At 62.5% G+C, this 19414-nt stretch carries 18 protein-coding genes; 4 read left to right on the forward strand and 14 right to left on the reverse strand.

Features of this window, described 5'->3' with window-relative positions:
* Both CN673_RS21170 and CN673_RS18690 read left to right on the forward strand, forming a co-directional pair.
* On the forward strand, nt 1–319 hold a 319-nt coding region (locus CN673_RS21170), incomplete at its 5' end, for a hypothetical protein (protein ID WP_210200122.1).
* Between the two features lie 154 nt (nt 320–473).
* Complete coding sequence (locus CN673_RS18690) at nt 474–2435, forward strand: M23 family metallopeptidase (RefSeq protein WP_099867936.1); 1962 nt, start codon at nt 474–476, stop codon at nt 2433–2435.
* Between the two features lie 65 nt (nt 2436–2500).
* On the opposite strand, the gene CN673_RS18695 is transcribed toward CN673_RS18690, so the two are convergent.
* The 7 genes from CN673_RS18695 to CN673_RS18725 all read right to left on the reverse strand — a co-directional run bounded on the left by CN673_RS18695 (nt 2501) and on the right by CN673_RS18725 (nt 13834).
* The gene (locus tag CN673_RS18695) at nt 2501–3988 is read right to left on the reverse strand and encodes a L,D-transpeptidase (RefSeq protein WP_099867937.1); all 1488 of its coding nucleotides are present in this window, start codon (nt 3986–3988) and stop codon (nt 2501–2503) included.
* A 274-nt stretch (nt 3989–4262) separates the two neighbouring features.
* Nucleotides 4263–6875, reverse strand: a complete 2613-nt coding sequence (gene clpB / locus CN673_RS18700; RefSeq protein ID WP_099867938.1) for an ATP-dependent chaperone ClpB — start codon at nt 6873–6875, stop codon at nt 4263–4265.
* A gap of 219 nt (nt 6876–7094) precedes the next feature.
* On the reverse strand, nt 7095–7883 hold the full coding sequence (locus tag CN673_RS18705) for a DUF4167 domain-containing protein (protein ID WP_099867939.1): 789 nt from the start codon (nt 7881–7883) through the stop codon (nt 7095–7097).
* 297 nt (nt 7884–8180) lie between these two features.
* On the reverse strand, nt 8181–9065 hold the full coding sequence (prmC, locus tag CN673_RS18710) for a peptide chain release factor N(5)-glutamine methyltransferase (protein ID WP_099867940.1): 885 nt from the start codon (nt 9063–9065) through the stop codon (nt 8181–8183).
* A gap of 5 nt (nt 9066–9070) precedes the next feature.
* Nucleotides 9071–10150: a peptide chain release factor 1 gene (prfA, locus tag CN673_RS18715; RefSeq protein WP_099867941.1), complete on the reverse strand. Its 1080-nt coding sequence runs from the start codon at nt 10148–10150 to the stop codon at nt 9071–9073.
* 54 nt (nt 10151–10204) lie between these two features.
* Nucleotides 10205–12469 carry a phosphoenolpyruvate--protein phosphotransferase gene (gene ptsP, locus CN673_RS18720; RefSeq protein ID WP_099867942.1) on the reverse strand — a complete coding sequence of 755 codons (2265 nt, stop codon included), beginning with the start codon at nt 12467–12469 and terminating at the stop codon, nt 10205–10207.
* A 111-nt stretch (nt 12470–12580) separates the two neighbouring features.
* On the reverse strand, nt 12581–13834 hold the full coding sequence (locus CN673_RS18725; RefSeq protein ID WP_099867943.1) for an aspartate kinase: 1254 nt from the start codon (nt 13832–13834) through the stop codon (nt 12581–12583).
* A 222-nt stretch (nt 13835–14056) separates the two neighbouring features.
* On the opposite strand from CN673_RS18725, the gene ubiG reads away from it, so the two are divergent.
* Entirely contained in the window at nt 14057–14821 is a 765-nt protein-coding gene (gene ubiG, locus CN673_RS18730; protein ID WP_099867944.1) for a bifunctional 2-polyprenyl-6-hydroxyphenol methylase/3-demethylubiquinol 3-O-methyltransferase UbiG, read from the forward strand.
* Here ubiG and CN673_RS18735 read toward each other — a convergent pair.
* The 5 genes from CN673_RS18735 to CN673_RS18755 form a co-directional block, all read right to left on the reverse strand.
* Complete coding sequence (locus CN673_RS18735; protein ID WP_245409993.1) at nt 14784–15266, reverse strand: DUF1284 domain-containing protein; 483 nt, start codon at nt 15264–15266, stop codon at nt 14784–14786. The genes ubiG and CN673_RS18735 overlap by 38 nt on opposite strands.
* The gene (locus tag CN673_RS18740) at nt 15253–15681 is read right to left on the reverse strand and encodes a DUF1178 family protein (RefSeq protein WP_099867945.1); all 429 of its coding nucleotides are present in this window, start codon (nt 15679–15681) and stop codon (nt 15253–15255) included. Before CN673_RS18740 ends, CN673_RS18735 begins: the two co-directional genes overlap by 14 nt.
* Entirely contained in the window at nt 15678–16538 is an 861-nt protein-coding gene (locus tag CN673_RS18745; RefSeq protein ID WP_099867946.1) for a carbon-nitrogen hydrolase family protein, read from the reverse strand. The genes CN673_RS18740 and CN673_RS18745 overlap by 4 nt, the downstream gene beginning before the upstream one ends.
* Entirely contained in the window at nt 16535–16804 is a 270-nt protein-coding gene (gene grxC / locus CN673_RS18750) for a glutaredoxin 3 (protein ID WP_099867947.1), read from the reverse strand. Before grxC ends, CN673_RS18745 begins: the two co-directional genes overlap by 4 nt.
* Before the next feature lie 78 nt (nt 16805–16882).
* A complete protein-coding gene (locus CN673_RS18755) occupies nt 16883–17659 on the reverse strand; it encodes a ComF family protein (protein WP_099867948.1) in 777 nt (258 codons plus the stop codon).
* Between the two features lie 60 nt (nt 17660–17719).
* Between CN673_RS18755 and CN673_RS18760 the strand changes: the two genes are divergently transcribed.
* Nucleotides 17720–18586 carry a methyltransferase domain-containing protein gene (locus CN673_RS18760; protein ID WP_099867949.1) on the forward strand — a complete coding sequence of 289 codons (867 nt, stop codon included), beginning with the start codon at nt 17720–17722 and terminating at the stop codon, nt 18584–18586.
* A 4-nt stretch (nt 18587–18590) separates the two neighbouring features.
* On the opposite strand, the gene CN673_RS18765 is transcribed toward CN673_RS18760, so the two are convergent.
* Both CN673_RS18765 and CN673_RS18770 read right to left on the reverse strand, forming a co-directional pair.
* Nucleotides 18591–18800: a Flp family type IVb pilin gene (locus CN673_RS18765; RefSeq protein ID WP_099867950.1), complete on the reverse strand. Its 210-nt coding sequence runs from the start codon at nt 18798–18800 to the stop codon at nt 18591–18593.
* A 148-nt stretch (nt 18801–18948) separates the two neighbouring features.
* Nucleotides 18949–19260, reverse strand: coding sequence for a hypothetical protein (locus CN673_RS18770; RefSeq protein WP_099867951.1), 312 nt, complete (start codon nt 19258–19260; stop codon nt 18949–18951).
* Between the last annotated feature and the right edge of the window lie 154 nt (nt 19261–19414).

Raw genomic sequence — 19414 nt, forward strand, 5'->3', positions numbered from 1 at the left:
CCAACCAATTCAAGGGCAACAATCTCGCGCCGCAAGCAGCGCCGCCGCCCTCGTTGGTGAGCGCCTTATAAGCCCCCCAATTCCCAAACCGTCAACAGACAAAATTCAAAAAAGTGACACAAAACGACAAGGCTCCCGTCTGGCCCCCGTCTGGACCTGGGTCTGGCGCGGCGCGGCGGCCTCCCCGTTCACTTCGGGAGGGCCTCTTCAGGGAAAATTGAGCATAGAACAATCCTCGCCGCATCCTTGGCGCAATCTTCATCCATTAGGCATGACCGTCTGCTGGTATGTCGAGAACGCGCGCACGACGCGCGTGTGAGCGGGCGGCTCATGTCAGCCGGCGAACATGACGGACTGAAACGCAAGCGGGCGCATTTGACTTGGCGACCGGCAGGGGGCAAACAGAATGCCATTGAAACAGACGATTTGCTTTTCAACCGACCCCGATGGTCCAAGGCTCTAGTTCACCCGGCATGCTTTCGGCGAGACATCCACGCGGTCAACTCGGCAATGAGCCACCGCTTCTGGCGGACGGGCGCCGTGCACCGGATCGGCGCGAAATCTCGTTGCGCTGGCTGACCGGAACGTTCCTGACCGGCATCACATCCTGCGCATTGATGGGGATCGCGCTCTTCGCCGCGGTCGACGGGCGCGAACAACTCGCGCTTCCCGGAGAAGCCGTCGCCGCCTCCGATCCGGGGTCAGGCACGGGCCCGAAAGGCGTCGCGAAAGGCGGACGCATCGTCGCGGCGCTCGCCCCGGCCCGACCGACGGACCGTGAGATCATGGAGGTCTCGACACTGTTTCGCGACGGCGACAGGGACGTCGTGCGCCGGCGGCCCTTTGCGCACATAAAGGTTGCTCTGGCAGCCAACCACACCACCGATCAGGATTATCCCGCCTTCGACCCGCTCGCCATCGTCGCCGAGAACGAGCCCGACGAGACAGAAACGGACCTCGCAGATGCCGGCGTCATCTACGGCGCGCAGGTGGAATCGGAAATCACCCTAAGGACGACCGATTTCCCCGCCGATCCCTCCGGCCAAAGGTTCGAGGGACCCGGCATGTCGGCCGAGGAAGCGGAGGAAGCGGTGCGCAGCAACGGATCGCTGCTGACCGGCGGGGTGATCCAGGTTGCCGCACTGCATTATGTCGATCCGCAGCGTTTTGCCGATTTCGGATTCGACCTCGACTTCAGTGCCAGTCTCAACTCCCGCATCATCACCGAGAACGTCTCGGTCTCGGTGCAGGATCCGCTCTCGGAAGAGAACGTCGAGTTCGCCGAAGACGTTATCCCGGTGTCAGCCGACGGCCAGATCGTCGAGATCATGCGCGCCGCCGGCTATGACGACACACAATGCTCGATGGTGTCGGGGCTTTTCGCCAATTTCAACAGTTCGTCGATGCTCGAGGAGGGCGACGTCCTGCGCCTCGGCATCGAACAAGCCGGTGCGCAGGCGCGCATCATCCGCGCCAGCGTCTATTCCGGCACCGAGCACGAGTTGACGCTTGCCGAAAACGACCGCGGCTTCTTCGTGCGCGCCGCCGCGCCTTCCAACGCCGATATCGTCGCGAGCGTGCTCGACGCCGACACCGATATGGTGCCGGCCGTTTCAGGGCGAGAGCTTCCGACGGTCTATGACGGCATCTACCGGGCAGCACTCTCCTACGGACTGAACCAGGACCTCACCGGACAGATCATTCGTCTTCTGGCGAGCGACGTCGATTTTCAGGCGCGACTGCGCCCGACGGACAAGCTGGAAGCCTTCTTCTCCGTAGCCGAAGAGACCGGCCGCGCCAACGAGAACTCCGAATTGCTTTACGTCCACGCGAATTTCGGGGACACCACCACCCAATTCTACCGCTTTCGCGACCCCGAGGACGGCTCCGTCGACTATTTCGATGCGGACGGTCGCAGCGTGCGTCAGTTTCTGCTGCGCAATCCCGTGCCGAACGGCCGTTTCAGCTCGCCATACGGCATGAGACGGCACCCTATCCTGGGCTATAGCCGCATGCATGCGGGTGTCGATTGGGCCGCGCCCACAGGCACTCCGATCATCGCGCCCGGTGACGGCGTCGTGCTGAAGGCCGGCTGGAATTCGGGCGGATTCGGCCGCCACACGGAAGTGCGTCACGCCAACGGGTACGTCACGACCTATTCCCACCAGAGCCAGATCGCCAAGGGCGTGTCGCCGGGCGCAACCGTGCGCCAGGGTCAGGTCATCGGTTATGTCGGATCGACCGGGATGTCGACCGGACCTCACCTGCACTACGAAATGACGGTCAACGGCTCAAAGGTCGACCCGCTTCGTGTGCGCCTGCCCGACGCATCGTCGCTGGAAGGCGACGCGCTTGCCGCGTTCAGGCAGGAGCGCGATCGCATCGACGCTCTCCTGGGGCAGGAAGCCGTCGACACCGAGGTTGCCAGCCGCTGAGCGGCAAAGCCCTTTTCACACACCTTGACGAAAACCTGCGACGCCGGCGCGCCTTTGCGTGGCGATCAATCCGTCTCCGTCCCGAAGGCCTCTGTCTCCAGGCGCGTGGTGCCGATCGGCGCGACCGCCTCCGTTTCAGATACCAGCATGCCATCCTGCTCGACGAATTCCACCGTCACGCCCGGCTTGACCATGTCGGCAAGCTCGGCCGCATCCCAGTTTGTCAGCCGGATACAGCCATTGCTTTCCGTCTTGCCGATCTTCGACGGGTCGGGCGTGCCGTGAATACCGTAGGTCGGCTTCGACAATGCGATCCAGACAGAGCCGACCGGACCATTCGGACCCGGCGGGATGGTCAGCACCTTGTCATTGTCGCCCTGCTTGAAATTGATGGCAGGATTGTAGGTGTAATTGGGATCATGGGCGATGCGCTCGACCTGATGCGTACCGGTCGGCGACGGCGTCGAGCGTGAGCCGATCGTTGCGGGGTAGGCGGCAACAAGCGCGCCGCCTTCATCGTAGGCGAAAACCTGCTTTCGGCTCTTGTCGGCAACGATGCGCGACACGCTCGCCTTCATCTTCGCGCCTGTATCGGCGACCTTGATCACTGTGCCGACCTCGTAGAAATCGGCGTTGGGATTGATCGCCCGAAGATATCCCTCATCCATATGGAACCGCTCGGCGATCATCTCGGCCGGCGAGGTATAGGAGAGTTCATCGAGCTCCGCCTTCTCGGCATAGTCGGCAGGCACCGATGACAGGAACGGACCGGCAACGTCCGATTCGGCAATCGTATACTGTGTGATCGGCAAGCCGCCCGATGCGCGCAGTTCCTCCATGACCTGATCGATATTGTCGGGATCGATCGTCCGTCCGGTCTTCATTTCGTAGGCTTCCATGGCCTTGCGTACATTCGAGCCGACCTGCCCGTCGATAACGCCAGGCGATACGCCTGCCCGGTCGAGCATGATCTGCACCGCGGCTATTTCCGCAGTGCCCTTGTTCTTTGCAAAGGTCGGCTGATCGAACGCCGGCTCCTGAGCCACGCTTGGCGGCGTATAGGGTCGCGGGCCGCCGTCGAAAGTTGCGGGCGGCTCGGATGTCGGGGCGTTGGCCGTTCCCGGAGCCGGCAGGGGAGCGCGCTCGACACCACCGCCGGGTGGCGGTGGGAAGGACCGCAGCCCGTATTCCGGCTCAACGGGACGTTGGTTGTAATAGGGATCCTCGGGCACCGGCGCTGGGCGCTCGGCAAAACCAGGCTGTTCTGGCCGGCCCCAATCGCTGCCTTGCTGTCCCGCCGGGGGCACCACCGATACGACATCGCCATACTCGTCGACGAAGACACGATTGCCGTTTCGGTCGATAAACTCGCGCAATTCGGGGGCCGGCCGCGGCGCCGAATAGTCATAGACCCGATACTGAGCCGGCCGAACGTCGCTCGATGTCATGCCGACGGGCGGGCCGGCCTGAAACGGTGCGGCCACAGCTGGCTCAAGCACGCCCGACGTCAACGGAAAGCAAAACGCGACAGTGATGACCGGTACGAATTTCATGGGCCTATCCTATCCTCTTCAATGTCAGCCTGCCGCGGCCGCGCCGCAGACCGGGATCAACGCGCGACTGCGGTTTTCGGTCCCGAACTGCCCGAGCCGAGCCTGCGCCAAGAGCGCCCAGCAGTGCCGACCATGATGGCTAATTGAAGATGAATGAGCGCTGAAGGCTGCAGAACGGGGCTTTTCAGCTGGAGGATCCGCTGCTGTTGCAAAATGACAACGCGCGCGAATTCTCGCCCGAGAGCGGCGTTGGCGCCGCTCTCGGGCTGCGTCTTCAGGCTGCGATTTCTTCGCCGGGCGCAGTTGCGCGAGGCTTGAACAGCAGTCGGTCGGAGCCGGCGGTGACCCTCACGCTCGATCCGTCCGGGATTTCACCCAGAAGAATCTTCTCGGCAAGGGGATCCTGAACTTCCTTCTGGATCACACGCTTGAGCGGACGTGCGCCATAGGCTGGATCATAGCCCTTGTCGGCAAGCCAGCGACGCGCTTCCTCATCAAGATCAAGCTTGATCTTGCGGTCGCCGAGCAGCTTGACGAGACGCGCCAACTGGATTTCGACGATCGCGCCCATCTCGTTGCGATGCAGGCGATGGAAGAGGATCGTCTCGTCGACACGGTTCAGGAACTCCGGCCGGAACGCGGTGCGCACGATGGCCATGACTTCTTCGCGAACCTTGTCGACATCCTCGCCATCGCCGAGATTGACGAGGAGATCGGCGCCGAGGTTCGATGTCATGATGATCATCGTATTACGGAAATCCACCGTGCGCCCCTGCCCGTCCGTCAAGCGCCCGTCATCAAGCACCTGAAGCAGAACGTTGAAGACGTCGGGATGGGCCTTCTCGATCTCGTCGAACAGTATGACCTGATAGGGACGGCGGCGCACGGCCTCGGTCAACACCCCGCCCTCCTCGTAGCCAACATAGCCGGGAGGCGCACCGATCAGCCGCGCGACCGCATGCTTTTCCATGAACTCCGACATGTCGATGCGGACCAAAGCCTGGTCGTCATCGAACAGGAAATTGGCGAGCGCCTTGGTGAGCTCCGTCTTGCCCACACCGGTGGGGCCGAGGAATATGAACGAGCCCAGCGGCCGGTTGGGGTCCTGCAGACCGGCACGCGCCCGGCGAACGGCCTTGGAAACAGCCTGCACCGCTTCGCCCTGACCGACGACGCGTCTGGCGAGTTCGTCCTCCATCCGCAGCAGCTTCTCGCGCTCGCCCTCCAGCATCCGGTCGACCGGAACGCCCGTCCAACGTGATACGACATGCGCGATGTGATCGGGCGTGACGGTTTCCTCGACCATCGACCCTGCCGCGCCGTCTTCATGCGCCTCGGCCTCGGCCAGTTTCTTTTCCAGTTCGGGAATGCGGCCATAGGCCAATTCGCCGGCACGCTGGAATTCACCGCTGCGCTGGGCGATGGCCAGTTCGTTTCGGGCCTCGTCGAGCTCCTTCTTGAGGTCGGCCGCAAGGCCCAGCTTCTGCTTTTCCGCCTGCCAGCGGGCCGTCAGCGCGTCGGCCTTTTCTTCAAGATCGGCGAGATCCTGCTCCAGCCGCTCAAGACGATCCTGCGAAGCCTTGTCGGTTTCCTTTAGCAGAGCCTCACGCTCGATCTTCAACTGGATGATCCTGCGATCGAGTTCATCGAGTTCTTCCGGCTTGGAATCGACCTGCATGCGCAGTCGTGCCGCCGATTCGTCGACAAGATCGATCGCCTTGTCGGGCAGGAAGCGGTCGGTGATATAACGGTTGGACAGCGTTGCGGCTGAAACCAGCGCGGAGTCGGAAATCCGAACCTTGTGGTGCTGCTCGTATTTTTCCTTCAGCCCACGCAGGATGGAGATCGTATCCTCCACTGTCGGCTCGCTCACGAAGACGGGTTGGAAACGCCGGGCAAGCGCCGCATCCTTTTCAACGTGCTTTCTGTATTCGTCGAGCGTCGTGGCGCCGACACAGTGCAACTCGCCCCGCGCCAATGCCGGCTTCAGCAGGTTCGACGCATCCATTGCGCCGTCGGCCTTTCCGGCACCAACGAGGGTGTGCATCTCGTCGATGAACAGAATGATCGCGCCGTTTGCCGCCTGGATTTCGGACAGGATGGCCTTCAGGCGCTCCTCGAATTCGCCACGATATTTCGCCCCGGCGATGAGCGCGCCCATGTCGAGCGCCATCAACTGCTTGTCCTTCAGCGATTCGGGTACGTCGCCGTTAACGATCCTGAGGGCAAGCCCTTCGGCGATCGCCGTCTTGCCGACTCCCGGCTCACCGATCAGCACCGGATTGTTCTTGGTGCGGCGGGAGAGGACCTGGATCGTGCGGCGGATCTCGTCGTCACGCCCAATGACGGGGTCCAGCTTGCCCTCTCGGGCATTGCCCGTGAGATCCAGCGCATATTTCTTGAGCGCGTCGAAGTTGCTTTCGGCCGAAGCGGAATCCGCCGTGCGCCCTTTGCGTACGTCGTTAATGACCGTGTTCAGCGCATTCGGGGTGACGCCGGCCTGCTTGAGGATGCCGGCCGTCTTCGCTCCGGTCTCGATTGCAAGCGCCAGCAACAATCGCTCTACCGTGACGAAGCTGTCACCCGACTTCTTGGCCGCGGCCTCGGCTGTCTGGAAGACCTTCGCCAGCGGCTGGGCCAGATAGAGCTGGCCGTTTCCGCCCGAAACCTTGGGCAGTTTCTGGATCGCAGCTTCGACGCCCATGCGAGCATCCGCCGGCCGTCCTCCGGCCCGTTCGATCAGCGCTGCCGCCATACCTTCCGGATCGTCCAGAAGAACCTTCAGGACATGCTCCGGCGTGAATTGCTGATGGCCCTCGGCCAGGGCGTATGTCTGCGCGGATTGCAGGAAGCCGCGCACGCGCTCGGTGTATTTTTCCGGATTCATTCGTCTGTCTCCTTTGCCTGGACCACCCGCATTTGCGGCGTAATCCAGTGGTTCGGGATGAGGCCCCCTTGTGAGGCGAGCCGTTGTTGTCCGAGATATGGGAACAGATGCGCCAAGGTGGAAGAGCAGACCGTTCGATTTCGATCCGATGATGACCAAACAAAAAAGGCCGCCGGACTCATCGCCCGGCGGCCTTCGTAAAAATCTGTCCGACGGCGCTTATTCGCCTGCGGCGACCGCGACATCCGTCGGCTTGTCGGTGCCGGACTGCTCGTCACCACCATCGCTCTCACCATCGGATTTGCGTGGTCGGCGGGGACGAGCTGCGGCCGTACGCCGGCGGGTCGTCGTGCGGCGTGCGCCCGAAGCGGCGGCCGTCTCGTCTTCGATTGAAACTTCCGCCGGGGTCCCTTCAATGGTCGGCTGCGGGCCTGTTCCCTCGGCGGGCTGAGCTTGCGCTTCAGCCGCGCGCTGCCCGGACTCCTCCTTCGATTCACGCACGCGACGCTCACGGCCACCCTCGCCCTCGCCCGCTTCATTGTCCTGTCGCTCGCGGCGCGGACCACGATCAGGTCGTTGACCGTTCATCTGGCGAGCTTCGCTGCCATTGGCCGACCGACGCTCGCCGTCCTGTCCGTACTCATTGTCACGATGGCTCTGCTGCTCGTTGCTGTCGCCATCGTCACTGTCGCGATCCTGGTTCTCGCGTTCATTACGCTGAAACCGCTCCTGCATCTGCGCCTGTGCGGTTGCGATGATGCGATTGTAGTGCTCGGCATGCTGCAGGTAGTTTTCCGCCATCACGTTGTCGCCGACGCTCTGCGCATCGCGGGCCAGCGTCGCGTACTTCTCGGCGATATGTTGAGCGGTGCCGCGAATCTTCACGTCCGGACCGGTGCTGTCATAGGAACGAGAAAGCGGATTGCCCCCCTTGCGGTTGTTGTTGTTGCCGCCACCACCATTGTTGTTGCGGCCGCGCCCGCGCTGCTTCTGCTGTCCTGACCTCATTAGTCGATCACCTGATTCCTTGGTTCTGATAGTCTTGTGGCCGCACTGCGGACGTGCCGAACACGCCCAGACCATTGTGGGCTTGCGATCAAGACGCGGCCTGCGCAGTCCTGTCGTCGAGTGGGGTTAAAACAGATTCCAGCACCAGAGGTCTTGCAACAATCGCGTTCGCGACAATCGAACTGCGCTCTTCCAGAGCCGTTCTCACTGAGACCTGCTGCCTAATGCTGCGGTGAACCTATATCGCTTTTCCTACAATTCCAAGCCCTTTCTCCATGGCCGGGAAAAAGTCGTCCGTCAGGATTGTTCCTGCTCTGGCGCTTCGAAAACCAGCACACGATCGCGTCCGCCGAGGTCGACATGGCAGGCTTTCAGCCTGAAGCCGGTGTTCACGAAAACTGCGGTCACTTCATGACGCTGATCATGGCCAATCTCGACGGCGAGAGCGCCCCGCTCATAAAGATGCGGTGCAGCCTCGGCGGCAATCGTCTGATATGCGTCGAGCCCCGAAATCCCGCCATCCAGAGCCAGCCGCGGATCATGCGCGCCGACCTCGATCGCAAGCGAATCCATATCCTCAGTTCTTATATAGGGAGGATTCGAGACGATGATGTCAAATTTTCCGTCGATGGCGGAAAACCAGCAACTTTCCAGCGTCTCGAAACGGGGCTCCAGGCCGTGGCGCTGCGCATTGAGGCGTGCCGTTTCCAGTGCGCCAGCGGCAAGATCCGTCCCCTTGGCGCGGGCCCCTGGAAACCGGGCCAAGAGCGCCAGAGCGATGGCGCCGGTGCCGGTGCCCAGATCGAGAATGGCACATTCTCCCTTGCGCTCGATTGTCGCAGCCGCGATCGGCGAGACAGCCTCCACGAGAATTTCGGTGTCCGGCCGCGGCTCCAGCGTCTCGGGCGACAGCATCAAGTCGAGATCGAAGAATGCGCGATGCCCGAGAATCCGATGTACCGGCTCGCCGGCAATCCGACGGCTTATCCGGGCCTCCAGCACTTGCAGGCCATCGTGCTCGACGGGCATGTCTGGCCGGACGACCAGATCGGTCAGCTCGATACCCAGCGTTTCGGTCAGCAAGAGGCGCGCGTCGAAATCGGCATTGGTGATCCCCGCAGCGCGCAGGCGTTGGCGAAGATTCGCCATGGCCTCGCCGATCGTCGGCCCAATCGCGCCCATGAGCGTCAAACGCCCTCGCTGAGCTGCGAGAGCTGGTCGGCCTGATAGTCGGCGACGAGGGCGTCCACGACTTCGTCGATCTCGCCGATCATCATGCGATCGAGCTTGTAGAGCGTCAGGTTGATGCGGTGATCAGTCACCCTGCCCTGCGGGAAATTGTAGGTGCGGATGCGCTCGGATCTGTCCCCTGATCCCACCTGGCTCTTGCGGGACGCGGACCGCTCGCTGTCGGCCTTCTGACGTTCGATGTCATAAAGGCGCGCCTTCAACACCTGCATGGCGCGCGCGCGGTTCTGATGTTGCGATTTTTCCGAGGACGTCACCACGATACCCGTCGGCAGGTGCGTGATTCGCACCGCGGAATCAGTCGTGTTGACGTGCTGCCCGCCGGCCCCGGAGGCGCGCATCGTGTCTACGCGGATATCCTCGGCGCGCACGTCGATATCGATATCCTCCGCTTCCGGGAGGACTGCGACCGTTGCGGCCGAGGTGTGAATGCGTCCGCCCGACTCCGTTTCTGGAACGCGTTGAACGCGATGGACGCCGGACTCGAATTTGAGGCGGGAAAAGACGCCGCGACCCGAGATGGTCGCGATGATCTCCTTGTATCCGCCTGCCTCGCCCTCGCTTGCCGACAGCACTTCGACCTTCCAGCCACGATCGGAGGCGTAGCGCTCGTACATCCTGAAGAGATCACCGGCAAAAAGCGCAGCCTCCGATCCACCGGTACCCGCACGGATTTCGAGGATCGCGTTCTTCTCGTCTGCCGCGTCCTTTGGCAGAAGCATGATCTGCATCTCCTGCTCGAGCGTCTCGATCCGCTCCTGCACGTCGGGAAATTCGAGCTCCGCCATCTCGCGCATTTCACGGTCCGTCGCGCGATCGGCCATCAATGTCTCAAGATCCTCGCGTTCGGCACACGCCTTTTCGTACTCGCGAATCTTGCTGACGACGGGCCCCAGCTCCGAATACTCCGAAGCAAGTCGCACATAGGTCTCAGCGTCCGGCCCAGCAGCCATGCGCGCCTCGATCTCGCCGTAGCGGCGATCGAGTTCGCGCATCTTTTCCATCGGCAGCAATGCCATCGTTCATCCTTCAAACAGGCAGGGCCGGCTGCACTCGCCCGGCGCCTGCCGGAACTACAGTGAAATGTCGTTATCGCGCGCGAATTCTGCAAGCAGCTCGCGCATCGGCCGGCCTTCGCCCGTCCGTTCGATTTCCTCGAGCAGGAAAGCCTGCAGACGGGAAACGTCCAAAGAAAGGAGCATCGACTTGACCGGCCCGATCCCCGCCGGGGCCATGGAGATGGACCGATAGCCGAGCCCCATCAGCGCCATTGCGGCGAGCGGCTTGGCCGCCATTTCACCGCACAACGTCAAGGGTGTGCCATGCCGATCCGCCGTCTCGGCAATCTGTCGCAACATGCGCAGGAAGGGCCGGTCCAGCGTGTCGAACCGCTCGCTCACGCGGGCATTGCCCCGGTCGACCGCCATGGCGAACTGAAACAGATCGTTCGACCCGACGGAGACGAAGTCGGCCTCTTCCATCAGCTCGTCGAGCTGCCACATCAAGCTCGGCACTTCCAGCATGGCGCCGAACTGCAGGCTGCGCGGCAGATGGTGCCCGAAACGCGAAAGATGGCGCACTTCCCGATGCAGGAGCTGGCGTGCCTCCCGCAGTTCCCAGACTTCGGAGACCATCGGCACCATCAGCTTGAGATCGCGTCCTGCCGTCGCGCGCAGCAACGCACGCAACTGTGTTCTCAACAGACCCGGTCGATCAAGGGAAAGCCGGATGGCGCGCCAGCCGAGTGCGGGGTTTTCCTCATCGGCAGCCCTGAAATACGGCACCACCTTGTCGCCGCCGATATCGAGTGTTCGGAACGTTACCGGCCGGTTGCCGCATTGCCGCAAGACATTGTGATAGAACCGCTCCTGCTCGTCCGCCTTCGGCATGGTCGCCGCGATCATGAACTGCAGTTCCGTGCGAAAAAGCCCGATCCCCTGCGCACCGGATTCCTCGATCTGGGGCAGATCGACAAGCAGTCCGGCATTCATCATGAGATCAATCTTGACCCCATCGAGCGTAACGGGCTCGACCGACCGCAACTCGCGGAAGCGCTCCTGCCGCTTGGCACGGAATTTGACCTTCTCCGCATAAGCGCTCTCAAGGTCGGCAAGCGGCCGAAGATGTACCTTTCCGTCATCGCCATCAACGATGATCGCATCACCGTTTTCCGCCAGCGAGACGATGCCGGCCGCCTGCCCCACCACAGGAATATCCATCGCGCGTGCCACGATGACGACATGGCTGGTCACGGCACCGTCCTCAAGGACCAGGCCACGGATGTTGGCGCGGGTATAGTCGAGGAGTTCCGCCGCACCCATCCCCCGCGCCACGATGATGGCGTCATCGGGAAAGTCCTCCGAAGAGCCGGGACCTTTGCCGATGAGCTGGCGCAAGAGACGGTTGGCGAGATCGTCGAAGTCATGCAGACGTTCGCGCAGATAGGGGTCGGTCAGGTGCAGCATGCGCGCCCGCGTGTCGCTCTGCACCTTCTCCACGGCCGCCTCGGCTGTCAGGCCGTTGCGGATCGCCTCCTCCATCTTGCGCACCCAACCACGGTCGTGGGCAAACATGCGATAGGCCTCGAGCACTTCGCGGTGCTCGCCCTCCATCGATACGTCGCGACGCGACAGCATGTCATCGATCGAGATGCGCAGCGAGCCGAGGGCATCATCGAGCCGCTTCAGCTCGAGATCCATGTCCTCGTTGAGCAGGTTCGTGACGACGACGCGCGGCTCGTGCAACACCACATAGCCGAGGCCGATGCCTTCACCATAGCCGTCCCCGTCGATGGTGACGGGCCGCGACAGGTCCAGTTCGAGGCCGGGCCGGGTGATCTTCTTGAGTTCGCCCGTCGCGATCATCTCGGCCAGGACCATGGCGGTCGTTTCGAGCGCCTCGACCTCGTCCTCGCGATAATTGCGCCGTGCCTTGTTCTGAACGACGAGAACACCCAACGAACGGCCCGCGCGCAGGATCGGAACACCCATGAAGGAGTGATAGACCTCTTCTCCCGTTTCCGGGAGATAGGTGAAGGCGGGGTGGGTCTGTGCGTCCGAAAGGTTGAGCGGTCGTGCGCTCGCGGCGATCGTACCGACGAGGCCCTGCCCCATCTTCAGTTGTGCCAAGTGGACCGAGCCGGGATTCAAGCCTTCGGTTGCATAGAGTTCCAGCACGCCATCGGCACGCAGGACATAGAACGAGCACACCTCCGCGACCATGTTCTGCGCGATCTGGCGCACGATCTGGTCGAGGCGCTCCTGCGGATCCAGCGGTTCCGCCATCAATTCCCGCAGCCGCCTGAGCAGCACGCGTGGACCTGCCGACAGGTCTCTCATGACGTGTGGGCTCCAAACTCTCCATCACGATCCGGCTAGCCGGACGGCGCGTGTGGCTCATCTGCTCGTAGGGTTACGAGCAATCCCCAACACGATTCCCCAGTTGTGTCTTTAGCTTTTATCTAGGCCGTAGACCGAATGCAAAGTTCTGACGGCCAGCTCGGCATAGGGGCTGTCGATCAGGATCGATATCTTGATCTCCGACGTGGTGATAGCCTTGATGTTGATGCCCTTTTCGGCCAGCGCACGGAACGCGGTCGCCGCGACGCCAGCATGGCTGCGCATGCCGATGCCGATCACTGACACTTTCACGAGGCCGGGCTCGCTCTGCACCGCATCAAAGCCGATCGCCGGCTTTGCTGCATCCAGCACGGTCAGCGCCTTGTCGAGGTCGCCGGTCGGCACCGTAAAGGTCATGTCGGTGCGCGATCCATCCTCGGAGATGTTCTGAACGATCATGTCGACATTGATGTGCGCTTCGGCCAGCGGGCCGAAGATCGCGGCCGATACGCCTGGTCGGTCGGCGAGGCGACGGAGCGAAATCTGCGCCTCATCCTTGGCGTAGGCGATTCCTGTAACGACTTCCTGTTCCACGATCTCATCCTCGTCGCAAATCAGCGTCCCGGGCGGATTGGCAAAATCGTCCATCCCCGGCGCATCCGGATCTTCGAAACTCGAGCGCACGAAGGTGCGAACCTTGTGGACCATCGCCAGTTCAACCGAGCGGACCTGCAGAACCTTGGCACCCAGCGACGCCATCTCCAGCATTTCCTCGAAGGCGATCTTCTTCATCCGCCGGGCCTTCGGCTCGATGCGCGGATCAGTCGTGTAGACACCGTCGACATCGGTATAGATGTCGCAGCGGTCGGCCTTCACAGCGGCAGCAATGGCGACAGCGCTCGTATCGGACCCGCCCCGGCCCAGCGTCGCGATACGATTGTCGGGGCCAAGGCCCTGAAAGCCGGCAACGACCGCCACCTGGCCTTCGCCAAACCGGCGGATCAGGTCGCTTCCATCGATCTCGAGAATGCGGGCCGCGCCATGGGCGCTGTCGGTGCGGATCGGTATCTGCCAGCCTTGCCAGGAGCGCGCGTTGACGCCCATGTCCTGCAAGGTGATGGCGAGCAACCCCGACGTCACCTGTTCGCCCGAGGCCACGACCGCATCGTATTCGCGCGCATCGTGCATGGCTGAAGCGCCACGCGTCCATCCGACCAGTTCGTTCGTCTTGCCCGCCATGGCAGACACGACAACGGCGACATCATGGCCGGCATCGACCTCGCGTTTGACATGGCGCGCCACATTGCGGATGCGATCGAGATCGGCAACCGATGTGCCGCCGAACTTCATGACGATACGTGCCATAGGCGGTATCCGTGCTCCGATCTTCCAGGATGGTGGGGATTGCACGCAAAAGGCCGGCGGCCGAGACTGATTTCGGAGCCGAATTTCGCCGCCTCATAGCGCAAGATGCGCAGGCCCGCAACGGCTCGATTGCGCCGGCCAGGCGGCCGCGACCTTCAACACGCTTGACTTTGGGGGCGCGGGGCCCGACTTCCCCTAACTGGACAACAAGGGAGACCTGGGATGACGGACCGGCCTGCTGCGGAGCGCGAGCGTACGACGATCGACCAAGGCGAGGTCGACCGGTTCTCCGCATTGGCGCAGGAATGGTGGAATCCGTCCGGCAAGTTCAAGCCGCTGCACAAATTCAATCCTGTGCGGTTGGCCTATATCCGCGATCAGGTTTCGGCGCATTTTGGCCGTGACCAGCGGTCGCGCCATCCGCTGGAAGGTCTGCGCGTGCTCGATATCGGATGCGGCGGGGGTCTGCTTTGCGAGCCCGTCGCGCGCATGGGCGCTGAGGTCGTAGGGGCCGACGCGTCGGAGACCAATATCGAAGTTGCAAAAATCCATGCGGCGCAGAGCGAGGTTGCCGTGGACTACCGCGCCGTCACGGCCGAGGCGCTTGCCGAGGCCGGAGAGACATTCGACGTCGTTCTCAACATGGAAGTGGTCGAGCATGTTGCCGATGTCGACCTGTTCATCCGCTCGTGCGCAGCGATGGTGAAGCCAGGCGGGCTGATGTTCGTCGCGACGATCAACCGTACCCTGAAGGCGGCGGCCCTGGCGATCGTCGGCGCGGAATACGTGTTACGCTGGCTCCCCCGCGGCACCCACCAATACGAAAAGCTCGTGCGGCCCGAAGAGCTGGAGCAGCCGCTTGATGGCTCTGGTATGCGGGTAATCGGGCGGACGGGCGTCTTCTACAGCCCGCTTTCCGACAGCTGGAACCTGTCGCGCGACATGGACGTCAACTACATGCTTCTGGCGGCACGGCCGAAGGCTTAATACGCGCGTCCTTGAACCCAGCGGCGGCGACGCCGGTGCAAAGGGCATTCCACTGACATCCGGTGCAGGGCGCACGCAATTTGCCGTGCTGGAAGGCTTGCCGCATCTGCCGAACATCCTCGTCGTCCAGGCCGATACTGGCGCCCGGATTGAAGTCGCGGCCGAGAAGATCGGACAGCGCTGTCGCCGCCTGGCGATCGCGCCAGTCCACCGAACAGCGATGGCAATGCGCATTCTCGTCGCGGGCGAGCGGCTCGCAAATATCATCCGGCCCCTCGACGATCCGGATGACGCAGCCGCCATCCACGGCCGCCACGATGCGATCGTAGTTGGAAACGAAGCCGGGCGTGTAGCCCTTCCCGATATAGGTCAGCATGCAGACCAGGTGATGCGCCCTGAGCGCTATGACCGCGGCGTCTGCGGAGCGTGAATCAGTTGGCATCATCGGGGAAATGCGGGAGCGGCGCGACGGAAATGCCTTCCTCCAGCAGCGCCCGCGCCTCGTCGGGATCGGCGCGGCCGATAATGCCGCGATGGTCGGCCTCTCCATAGTGGATTCGCCGCGCTTCTTCCGGGAAGCGCTCACCGACATCTTCGGAGCTTGAACGAATGGCAGCGACCATTTCCTTGATCTTCTTCAGCTGCTCCCGATGCGCCGGGCTCATGGCCAGCCCGGTCTTGTCCTCGGCACGCGGCGCGGCGGGAACTGCAGGTGCCATCAGAGCCTTTTCGACCGCGGTGGACCCACATTGCGGGCAAGCAATCAGCTTTCGCGAAGCCTGTTCATCGAAATCGGCCCCCTTGGAAAACCAGGCATCGAAATCATGCCCGTGGTCGCAGCGGATGGAAAAACGGATCATGCACGCCGCCGATCATCCGCGACACCATCGACATGGTCGATCGTAAATTCCCGCGCATTCTTCAGATTGGGGATCTTGCTGCGCGCGGCAGCCACGGCTGCGACATCGATCTCGGCAACCGCCACGGCGGGCTCGTCATGGTCGATCTCGGCAAGCACGCGCCCCCAGGGATCGACGATCATCGAGTGACCGTAGGTCTCACGGCCATCCTCGTGCTGGCCGCCTTGGGCGGCGGAGATGACGAAGGCGCCGTTCTCGATCGCCCGGGCGCGTTGGAGTACCTGCCAGTGCGCCTCACCCGTCTGCCGGGTAAACGCCGCCGGAGCGGTCAGTATGTCGGCACCGGCAAGCGCCTGGGCGCGGTAAAGCTGCGGAAAACGGATATCGTAGCAGATGCCCAACCCGAGATGGGCGAACGAAAGATCAACGACTGGCGCGCAATCGCCGGGACGATAGACCGCGCTCTCGCGCCAGCTTTCGCCATTGTCGAGATCCACGTCGAACATGTGGATCTTGTCATAGCGCGCGATGATCGCGCCGTCCGGGCCGAAAAGAAATGCCCGGTTGGCGATGCGTTCATCGTCGAGCGCGACCGCCGTTGATCCGATATGCAGAAAGATCCCATGTTCGACCGCGAGCTCGGAGGCGACGCGCACCGTCAGGTCTGTCTCCTCTTCACTGAGCACCGCGCGCAGCTGTGCCCTGTTCTTTTGCACCGCACCGGTCATTTCCGGCGTTTGCACATAAGTTGCGCCGCGCGCTGCGGCCTCGGCGACGAGATCGCGGAGCCGATCCACATTGGCGTCCGGCGACACGCCGGATCGCAGCTGAACCACCGCCGCCGTGAATTTCGTCATTGTGCTGCCTCGCCTTGCAACATGCGATCGAGCCGGCCATCGCGCTCCAGGGCATGCAGTTCATCGCAGCCCCCGACATGCGTTCGGCCGATGAAGACCTGCGGAAACGTCGCGCGACCGGACGCCTTGGCGATCATCTCGGTGCGCAGATCCTTGGAAAAGGTTGCATCATGCTCCACGAAGTCGACCCCCTTGCTCTCAAGCAGGCGCTTGGCCGCGGTGCAGAAGCCGCAGAGCTGGCGTGTGTAGATCGTTACCGGTTGCATCGGGGGCAGCTCCTGCCGTCAATTCCACTCATTTGATCATATAGGGTGTTGCTGCGCTGCGTCGCAAGTCACCGCAATTCATGCCGGATGGTCAGGTTCACCGACCCTTGCAAAGGTGAGGATGCAGATCTTCGCAGCGCCTGCCCGGCGCAGCGCGCGGGCGGCGGCATTCACCGTTGCCCCTGTCGTGAAGACGTCATCGATCAGCAGAACGTTTCGTCCCATCACGTCCTCGGGCCGCTTGACCTTGAAGGCACCGCGAACATTCGCCTCCCGCGCCTTCTGGCCGAGGCCGACCTGCTGACGGGTGGCGCGGCGCCGTATCAGAACATCGGCGCCGAACGGTTTGCCGGCCAGCCCCGAGAGCGTGCGCCCGAGTTCTGCGGCCTGGTTGTAGCGGCGCAAAAGCAGGCGCGCGCGATGCAGTGGAACAGGCAATACGATGTCGCTGCTTTCGATGATGCCGGCGCCGGCTCGCAGCATCCAGCGCGCCATCGGCAGTGCCAGTTCCGCGCGGTCCTTGTATTTCAACCGATGAACCAGCAGCCTTGCGATATCATCATAAAGAACGGCTGAGCGCGCCGCGTCGAATGCAGGCGGGTTTGCCATCGCCGCGGGAGAAACCGTGCCCTCATCCACCTGATACGAGAAGGGAACACCAAGGACCGGGCAGACCGGCTCCTCGATGAACTGAAGGCCCTTCCAGCACTCGACGCAAAGCGCTCCTTCGCGCTGGACCATGACCGCGCAGGCAAGGCAGGTCGTCGGGAAGAAGAGGCCGACAAGCGAAGTGCCCAGCCTCCCGGCTGCAGCCCGCCATCCCTCGCGGTGGCCGAATGCCCCCTCAATCCCCATCTGTTGACAGTAGAGCATAGACTGGACAGGTGAAACGGTTTTCGCAAGGACGATGGACGCATGCCAAACACCCCGCTTTTCGACGAAGCCAGGATCGCGGTGAACCGCCTTCGTGCCGCCCGCCGATTTGAGCCGGGGGCAGATTTTCTTCTCGACATCGTCAGCAGGGAACTTGCCGAGCGACTCGAGGCGGTGGAGCGCCATTTTCCTGTCGCGGCGGAACTGCATGGCTATAGCGGCCTTGTCGCGGACGCGCTTCGCAAGGGTGGCAAGGTCGACACGATCATGCGCATCGAGACGAGTCGCGAACTGCTGGCGGGGGCCGAGGGCAGCATGGTGGCGTCGCTCGAGCATGTCCCGCTGGCGCCTGAAAGTCTGGACCTCGTCGTCTCGCCGCTTTCGCTTCACCTTACCAACGACACGCCGGGTGTGTTCATACAGATCTGCCGCGCTCTGAGGCCCGACGGCCTTTTCCTCGCGACGCTGCCGGGCGCCGGTACGCTTTCGGAACTGCGCGAGTCACTGCTCGCAGCAGAAGCCGAGATGGCGAGCGGCGTGGGTCCTCGCGTCATCCCGTTTGCCGATGTGCGCGACGCCGGCGCGTTGCTGCAGCGAGGCGGCTTTGCCCTTCCCGTGGCCGACATCGAGACCTACACCGTTCGCTATGACACGATGTTCGGCCTCGTCCGTGACCTCAGGGCCATGGGCATGCAGAACCCACTTATCGGGCGCAGCAGTCAACCGCTCAGCCGCGCCACGGTCTTGAGGGCGGCATCGATCTATGCCGAAAGGTTCAGCGACGCGGACGGGCGCATACGAGCGACGTTCAACATCATCTATCTATCCGGATGGCGACCGCACGAAAGCCAGCAGAAACCGCTGAAGCCCGGCTCGGCGCGGGTCAGCCTGGCTGACGTACTCAAATAGCCGATCAGGCGTTTTCGTCGCCGTCGCCGGCAGGCGGCGGCCCGTTGATCGCGTCGCTCACCTTCTTGGCAACACCATCGTAGAGATCGACGACATTGTTGCTCATGGCCATCGCCCCGCCGATGATCGCGATCGACATCAGCGACGCGATCAAGCCGTACTCAATGCTCGTCGCTCCGCGTCGTGATTGCAGCAACCGCCTCAATTTCAGCATGAAAGCTCGGCCCCCAAAGCCCTGCCGGTGCGCCTGTTATGCTGACGCATCATGAGAGGCCTGAGCTCTCCGGACTGAAGGTATTCTAGGCGCAAAGAATTACGCAGAGACTAACTCCGCGGCCAAAATCGTTGGGAAAGATGCGTCTTCAGCAGTGACCCTGGACGCGGCCCATGCCGTCATAGACGCAGTTGACGCCGGGCTCGTCCAGTATGCTGCGGCGTACGGTATAGCTGCGCGAACCATCCATAGGGATGGAACCCGTCGAGATCATATCGAGACCACCGCTATTATAGGCCGTCAAGCGTGGCGTGTGATCGACCATCGGCGGCAGGAAAAGCGCCATTGCGATTGCCATGACACCGAACAACAGCGCAACGCGCATCGGGCCGACTTTCGCCCGGGTATTTCCGCGATCGGCTTCCGTCTCTACCGATAGCCAGAAATCGGAATTGCGCATGAATTACCCCTTGGTTTCAGGATCGATGCCCGCGAATCGTACCTTCATCATGGCTACAGCAGTTTGGCCCACAAGCCAAATTCCTGTCACATTGTGGCACAGCCGCTTTGACGAAGATTGCGACCATAGTGCTAAATGATTGATTAACGGTATC

It is taken from the genome of Neopararhizobium haloflavum (assembly GCF_002750855.1).
Taxonomy (GTDB): Bacteria; Pseudomonadota; Alphaproteobacteria; order Rhizobiales; family Rhizobiaceae; genus Georhizobium; species Georhizobium haloflavum.

Excerpts from the sequence above, each read along its gene's own strand:
- CN673_RS18690 (WP_099867936.1), top strand. The coding sequence starts at position 474 with ATGCTTTCGGCGAGACATCCACGCGGTCAACTCGGCAATGAGCCACCG.
- CN673_RS18695 (WP_099867937.1), bottom strand. The coding sequence starts at position 3,988 with ATGAAATTCGTACCGGTCATCACTGTCGCGTTTTGCTTTCCGTTGACG.
- clpB (WP_099867938.1), bottom strand. The coding sequence starts at position 6,875 with ATGAATCCGGAAAAATACACCGAGCGCGTGCGCGGCTTCCTGCAATCC.
- CN673_RS18705 (WP_099867939.1), bottom strand. The coding sequence starts at position 7,883 with ATGAGGTCAGGACAGCAGAAGCAGCGCGGGCGCGGCCGCAACAACAAT.
- prmC (WP_099867940.1), bottom strand. The coding sequence starts at position 9,065 with ATGGGCGCGATTGGGCCGACGATCGGCGAGGCCATGGCGAATCTTCGC.
- prfA (WP_099867941.1), bottom strand. The coding sequence starts at position 10,150 with ATGGCATTGCTGCCGATGGAAAAGATGCGCGAACTCGATCGCCGCTAC.
- ptsP (WP_099867942.1), bottom strand. The coding sequence starts at position 12,469 with ATGAGAGACCTGTCGGCAGGTCCACGCGTGCTGCTCAGGCGGCTGCGG.
- CN673_RS18725 (WP_099867943.1), bottom strand. The coding sequence starts at position 13,834 with ATGGCACGTATCGTCATGAAGTTCGGCGGCACATCGGTTGCCGATCTC.
- ubiG (WP_099867944.1), top strand. The coding sequence starts at position 14,057 with ATGACGGACCGGCCTGCTGCGGAGCGCGAGCGTACGACGATCGACCAA.
- CN673_RS18735 (WP_245409993.1), bottom strand. The coding sequence starts at position 15,266 with ATGATGCCAACTGATTCACGCTCCGCAGACGCCGCGGTCATAGCGCTC.
- CN673_RS18740 (WP_099867945.1), bottom strand. The coding sequence starts at position 15,681 with ATGATCCGTTTTTCCATCCGCTGCGACCACGGGCATGATTTCGATGCC.
- CN673_RS18745 (WP_099867946.1), bottom strand. The coding sequence starts at position 16,538 with ATGACGAAATTCACGGCGGCGGTGGTTCAGCTGCGATCCGGCGTGTCG.
- grxC (WP_099867947.1), bottom strand. The coding sequence starts at position 16,804 with ATGCAACCGGTAACGATCTACACACGCCAGCTCTGCGGCTTCTGCACC.
- CN673_RS18755 (WP_099867948.1), bottom strand. The coding sequence starts at position 17,659 with ATGGGGATTGAGGGGGCATTCGGCCACCGCGAGGGATGGCGGGCTGCA.
- CN673_RS18760 (WP_099867949.1), top strand. The coding sequence starts at position 17,720 with ATGCCAAACACCCCGCTTTTCGACGAAGCCAGGATCGCGGTGAACCGC.
- CN673_RS18765 (WP_099867950.1), bottom strand. The coding sequence starts at position 18,800 with ATGCTGAAATTGAGGCGGTTGCTGCAATCACGACGCGGAGCGACGAGC.
- CN673_RS18770 (WP_099867951.1), bottom strand. The coding sequence starts at position 19,260 with ATGCGCAATTCCGATTTCTGGCTATCGGTAGAGACGGAAGCCGATCGC.